Annotated in this window: 4 protein-coding genes and 1 pseudogene; 3 read left to right on the top strand and 2 right to left on the bottom strand. The window is 68.9% G+C overall.

What is annotated here, in order from left to right:
- The coding region (locus IG99_RS43000) for an AbfB domain-containing protein (RefSeq protein WP_037684433.1) at nucleotides 1-701 on the top strand (701 nt) is incomplete at its 5' end.
- Nucleotides 702-778: 77 nt separating this feature from the next.
- Here the strand turns inward: IG99_RS43000 and IG99_RS43005 are convergent.
- Complete coding sequence (locus IG99_RS43005; RefSeq protein ID WP_037684434.1) at nucleotides 779-2,713, bottom strand: glycoside hydrolase family 97 protein; 1,935 nt, start codon at nucleotides 2,711-2,713, stop codon at nucleotides 779-781.
- A 444-nt stretch (nucleotides 2,714-3,157) separates the two neighbouring features.
- Between IG99_RS43005 and IG99_RS43010 the strand changes: the two genes are divergently transcribed.
- Nucleotides 3,158-3,355 carry an RICIN domain-containing protein gene (locus IG99_RS43010; RefSeq protein WP_037684437.1) on the top strand — a complete coding sequence of 66 codons (198 nt, stop codon included), beginning with the start codon at nucleotides 3,158-3,160 and terminating at the stop codon, nucleotides 3,353-3,355.
- 119 nt (nucleotides 3,356-3,474) lie between these two features.
- On the opposite strand, the gene IG99_RS43015 is transcribed toward IG99_RS43010, so the two are convergent.
- Nucleotides 3,475-5,049 carry a sigma-70 family RNA polymerase sigma factor gene (locus IG99_RS43015; protein WP_037684439.1) on the bottom strand — a complete coding sequence of 525 codons (1,575 nt, stop codon included), beginning with the start codon at nucleotides 5,047-5,049 and terminating at the stop codon, nucleotides 3,475-3,477.
- A gap of 413 nt (nucleotides 5,050-5,462) precedes the next feature.
- Between IG99_RS43015 and IG99_RS47220 the strand changes: the two are divergent.
- A pseudogene (locus tag IG99_RS47220) lies at nucleotides 5,463-5,824 on the top strand (1,4-beta-xylanase); the annotation flags it as partial.

Consider the following 5,824-nt stretch of genomic DNA (forward strand, 5'->3'; position numbering starts at 1 on the left):
GAACCTGGACCCGACTCGGTGACCTCTCCGGCATCGGCCTGACCGGTGCGATGGTCGAGGGCCCGATGTGGATGAAGTTCAACGGCACCAACAAGTGGGGCCTCTACCTCGACCAGTACGCCTCCAACCGCGGCTACATGCCGGTCCTGACGACCGACCCGTCCAACCCCGCCTCCTACCAGACGCAGGCTGCGGGAAGCTACAACATGGGCGGCACGAAGAAGCGCCACGGCTGGATTCTGAACCTGACGGCCGCCGAGGAGAGCCGTGTCCTCGCCCGCTGGCCCAGCACCCCGGTCCAGCGCCTGCAGTCGTTCAACTTCCAGGACCGGTACGTGCGCCAGACCAACTTCGACGTGCGCATCGATCCCAACGTGAGCCCCGCCGACGACGCCCAGTTCCGGATGCGGCCCGGCCTCGCGGGCACCGGCACCGTCTCCTTCGAGTCGGTGAAGTTCCCCGGCTACTTCCTGCGCCACGCAAACTACGACTTCCAGCTGGTCCGCAACGACGGCACCGCCCAGTTCGCCGCCGACGCCACCTTCCGCCAGGTCGCCGGACTCGCCGACCCGACCTGGTCGTCGTTCCAGTCCTACAACTACCCCGACCGGTACATCCGCCACTACGCCTACCAGCTGCGCCTCGACCCCATCACCAACGCGACAGGACGCAGCGACGCCACCTTCCGCCTGACGAGCTGACCTGCGGCGACAGGGATGCCGGCGCCCCCATCGGAGAGCGCCGGCATCCCCTTTCTCACTGGCGGCCCGGCCAGGCGTCAGCTCGGCTTCAGCACCACCGCCTGGCCGCCGGAGGGGGCCATGGCCAGGCTGAGCGCGGTCGCCGAGGTGACGGTCCGGGTGCTCACCACGACCGGGGTCTGGTAGGCGGAGGTGCCGGGCGTGCCGTCGGCGTAGACCGTCGCCGTCCAACTGCCGCTGCCGAGGAAGGACAGCGGGAGCGACAGCGTCCGGGCCGACTCGTTGGTCATGGCGCCCAGGTACCAGGTGGCGCCCTTGCGGCGCGCGACCGCGACGTACTGGCCGATCGCCCCCGCGAGGGTCCGGCTCTCGTCCCAGGTGGTGGGGATGGCGTCGAACCACGGCAGTCCGGGCCAGTTGGCGGTGTTGGAGAACTTCGACGGAGAGTCGTACCAGTAGATGAAGTTCAGCGGCTGGTAGAAGACCGCGGCCATCGCCATCTGGTGGGCGTTGGTGGTCTGGTCGCGCGACTGCCCGTAGCAGATGGTGTAGTCCATGGGCCCGCCGACGTTGCGGGCGAAGGGCAGCGTGACGTTGTGGCTCGCCGTCGGGAAGTGCTCGTTGCCGCGGACCCCCTCCATGCTGATCCAGTTCGGGTAGGTGCGTTCGTAGCCGAACGGGCGGACGTCGTCGTGCGAGTCGACCAGCAGGTTGTACTTGGCCGCCGCCTTCACCCAGGCGATGATCTGGTTCGTCATCGCCTGGGTGCCGTCGTTGATGAAGCCGAGTTTGACGCCCGCGACACCCCAGCTCTTGTAGAGGCTGAACAAGCTGTCGACGTCGGCCATCGCCATGGGGTTGATGTAGAGCAGCAGACCGATGCCCTTGTCGGCGGCGTAGGAGAGGACGGTGGGCAGGTCGATCTCGGGGATGGACTTGGTGGCGTCGGTGGTGCCGCGCTCGGGGCCGTACCACCCGGAGTCGTACTCGATGTACTGCAGGCCACGGGCGACGGCGAAGTCGACGCCGGCCAGGCCGGCGGCGGTGGTGAGCTGACAGCGGAAGACCTTGCCGGGCTTGATCCACGAGGTGTCGGCCAACGCGCCCGCGGGGGCCAGGTTGAGCACCAGCTCGGCGTTGTCGACCAGTTCGGCGTGGGTGGAACCGGTCACCACCGCGCGCCAGGGGGTGGCGAACGGGGTGGTCACCGTGGAGGTCGTCTGCACCGGTCCGCTCCCCCGGGCGGTGTGCTCCATCAGGTAGGCGGCCAGCGTGTTCGGCTGCCCGGACACCGAACTCAGCATCATCCGGGGGAAGTTGACCCGGGACGACTCACAGACGCAGGCGATCAGCCCACCGCTCGCGTACGTCGCGGTCAGCGGCAGGTCGGTCAGCGGGCCGTTGTCGGTGCCGGAGGTCCCGGTGGACGGAATCGAGCCCGGAGCGACCGGGTTGTACGCGTCCTCGTCCCGGGCGCTGTAGACGAGTGTGCTGTCGGGGAAGGCGAACGTCGTCAGCTCGTCGGCGATGGTGGCGGTGCCCTTGTCGAGCAGCACGTACCGGAAGGCGACGCCACTGGGGTAGGCGCGGATCTGGACGCTGAAGTTGATCAGGGTGGCGGTGTCCTGGAGGTTCCAGCGCATCTCCTGGTACCAGTCGCGGACGGTCGCGTTGCGGCCGTAGACCGGGGTCCAGGTGTTGTTGACGGTCCAGTGCTGGTAGTTGGTGATGACCGTGCCGCCGCGGCCGAGCATCGTCCCGTCGCTCAGCTTCAGGCCGAGGGCCGAGGTGCCTACGACGGCCGCGCCCCTGCGCTTGGCCGACCAGCTCAGGGCGCCGCCGGTCAGGGACATGGTGATCGTGGTGCTGCCGTCGGGGGCCGTCGCGGTGACCGCGGCGTCCGCCGCCGCGGCCGTACCCGTCGCGCCGATGCCGGCCGCGGCCGTACCGGCGGCGACCGCCGCGCCCTTGAGCAGTCCTCGGCGGGACACCGAACGTGGTGGAAGCTGCATGAAAGTACGCCTCTCCGTGGGGTGACCGGCGTCGGTGGAGCGGGAAACCGACTCAACACAACCGAACAGTAACCAACGGTTTCCCACCAACATCGGGCAGTTCTACGGCAGTACTCGGGGTAGGTCAACAGCGCGGACAACACCATTACTGGGCGTCAGGTTCCCGTCAACTGGGACGATCTGGGCGCTGACATGCGCGCCGGAACAGAGTCGGCAGGTCACCACACCTTGGCCAGGGTCGGGCCCCCGCCTTGAACAAACAAAATCGATCGCACATCTTGACACCGAACCGAACAAGAAGCTCTCCTTTCCGACTGAACAGCGCAGCCGCTCCCCACGGCCGCGTTCGCCGTTCTCGCGGCCCAACTCCCCCGTCCAGCGCGCCGCCAGACAGCTTCGCCATGCGGACGCCGCCACGTCAGGACCTCGAAGGAGAGGCAGAGCATGCCGACCTGTAACGGCGGGGCCAACCAGCAGTTCGCCGCCGATCTCGTGGGTAGCTTCACGGGCACCAAGTTCATGCTCGTCAACGTCAACAGTGGACTGAACATCGGCGTGGACTCCTCCTCCACCACCGCGGGCGCCGGCGTCGTCCAGCTGACCGGCGTCAACGCCGCCGGCCGGCAGTGGACGATGTCCTGACCGTCCCGAGTGAACGGGACCCGTCACGTGGGCGTGGCGGGTCCCGTTCATTTCTTCGAGGATCCTGGCGGGCCTTGCCGAGCAGCGTTTCGTACACCGTTCTGCGAGGCCGTTCCGTGTCAGGTCCAGGGCGCCACGACGACGAAGGAGCGGCTGGCCCGGTACGCGGCCGTGTCCTCGGAAGGGTCGAGCCACAGCTGGAGGTTGTCCCGGTGGCGGAGGTAACGGCCGGGGTAGTTGTAGGACTCCAGGGAGACCGAAGCGGCCGTGGCACCGGAACGGGGGCAGAAGGTGGCGTCCTTCTGGAAGAGGGCGGATCCGTCGTCGGGGTCCAGCCGGATACGGAAGGCGTAGTGCCGCAGATACCTGCCCGTGGCGTCCCTGAGTGAGTAGCAGCGGGGGTCGGCCAGGCCGGGGACGAAGGTGAGGGTGGCCGCCTGCCGGGTGGCCGCGGAGCTGGTGGCGCCGACCGGACCCAGGACCCCGAGTCGGCCGGACTGGCTCAGGTAGTCGCCGGGCTCGTCGACCGACCGTAGGGCATGCCTCCCCGAAAGCCGCGCCTCAGCCGTCGTCGCCGGGGCTGCCGTCGGCGTCGATGTCGGTGCCGATTTCAGTGTCGGCTTCGGTGAGGCGGACGGTCTCGGGGGCGGAGGCACGGACGAGACGGCGGGCGACAGCGGGGCCGCGACGGCGGGCCGCGGGGTCGGCTCGTGCGAATCCGTGGCGGCGAACCAGGCCACTCCGGCAGCCGCGAGTGTCACGGCACCGGCGGCTGCCGTCGCCGCGGGCTTGGCGGCCAGCTTGCCGATCGTCCGCGCCGTACGGCTCGCACCGCTCGCCGTATGCGTGCCGCCCGCACCGACGGTCGCCCCGGCCGCGTCCGCCCCCAGCGCCCTGGCCAGTACCAGGCCGGCCAGGGCGACCGGCACCGGCACCAGCGCGAGGCCGGCCAGCAACCCCTCCGCCGGTACCAGGTCGGAGGAGCTCAACAGGCACTGCGGACAGTCGCGGACATGGCGTGCCAGCCGCTTGCGCCACAGCCCGGACGGCCGCCCGTCCCACGAGGCGAGCACGGCGGCCAGGTCCGGGCAGCGCGGCGAGGCCGTCACGGCTCGTACGACGGTGCGCGCCGTCTCGAGACGTTCTTTGACCCGCTGGATCCGGACCGCGGCATGCTGCGGTGTGAGGCCGCAGGCCGCCGAGAGTTCGCCGCGGGTCAGTTCACCGGCGCTCTCCATCCACCACAGCGCGAGTACCTCGCGTTCCTCGTCCTCCAGCCAGCGGGTCGCCTCCACCGCTTCACGCCGCTGGCCCGACAGCGCGAGCCGAAGGATCGCCAGATCGGCGAAGTCGCCCTGCGGGTCCGTTTCCTGGGCGTTCTCCTCCAGGGGTTCCGCGGCGAGCCGGGTGCGCCCCCTGCGCCACCGGTCACGGATCTGTCGCACGGTGATGGCGACGAGCCAGGACCGGAACCGATCCGGTTGCTTCAGTCCGGGCAACCCGTCCAGGACCCGCATCATCGTCTCCTGGACCACGTCGTCGACGTCGCTGTGCCCGTCCAGCGCCCGCCCGACGATGTTGTAGACCAACGGCAGACAGTCCCGTATCAGCTGTTCGGAGGCCTGTCGGTCCCCGGCCCGCGCCGCCATGACGACGGCGACGTCCGGCCGTTCCTGCGTGTCCTGCGAGCGCACCCCGCCCCACCTGTCCCGTCGCCGTGCCGATGTGTCGAGGGCGACAGTGTGGCAGGAGCGAATCCAGAGGATTTGCGTGGGTCGCTTCCCAGGTGCCGCCCCACGCCTTCGCCGGTTCCGTGTTTTCCGTTATGCGCGAAGCGCCGGTGCGTCTCCTGTACGTACGCCCCGCCCTGAGGGCAGACGGAGCAACGCTGCTTCTGCTGTCTTCACCCTTCTTGACACGCGCTTTTACCTCCCTCTAACTTTTCGACGAATTCACGAACAATGTCCGGGATGTCGAACAAAGGCCTGCTTGCCGGACCCTTTTGACTCGCGTTCGCTTCCGCTCCGCGGCGTGAAACAAGGTCACGCGCCTGACACTCCGCTTCCACTCTCCCGTCCCGGCACCCGCAGGAAGACAGGAAACGCACATGTCAAGGGTTCTCACCCGGCTCGCGGCGATATTGGTCGCCGTCGGCCTCTTCTTCACCTCCCAGTCCCTGGTCACACCTCAGCGGGCGGCCGCTGCCGACCCCGGCTACCTGATGGTGCACTTCACCGGTGAGGGGGCGACCAACCAGCAGATGTACCTCTCGCACAGCACCGACGGCCTGCACTGGAACGACGCTCCATCAACAACGGCAGCCGCAACCTGGTGGTGTGGGAGTCGACGGACCTGGTCACCTGGTCGGATCCGTGGCTGCTCAACGTCGCCGGCGCGATCCCCGACGGCCGCAACGCCTGGGCCCCCGAGGCGATCTGGGACCCCGCGACCAACGACTACGTCCTGTAC

Origin of the sequence: Streptomyces griseus subsp. griseus (assembly GCF_000720255.1) — a bacterium.
GTDB classification, from domain to species: Bacteria; Actinomycetota; Actinomycetes; order Streptomycetales; family Streptomycetaceae; genus Streptomyces; species Streptomyces griseus_I.

Bases quoted from the DNA above. Each gene is read 5' to 3' on its own strand.
- IG99_RS43005 (WP_037684434.1), bottom strand. From the start codon at position 2,713: ATGCAGCTTCCACCACGTTCGGTGTCCCGCCGAGGACTGCTCAAGGGC.
- IG99_RS43010 (WP_037684437.1), top strand. From the start codon at position 3,158: ATGCCGACCTGTAACGGCGGGGCCAACCAGCAGTTCGCCGCCGATCTC.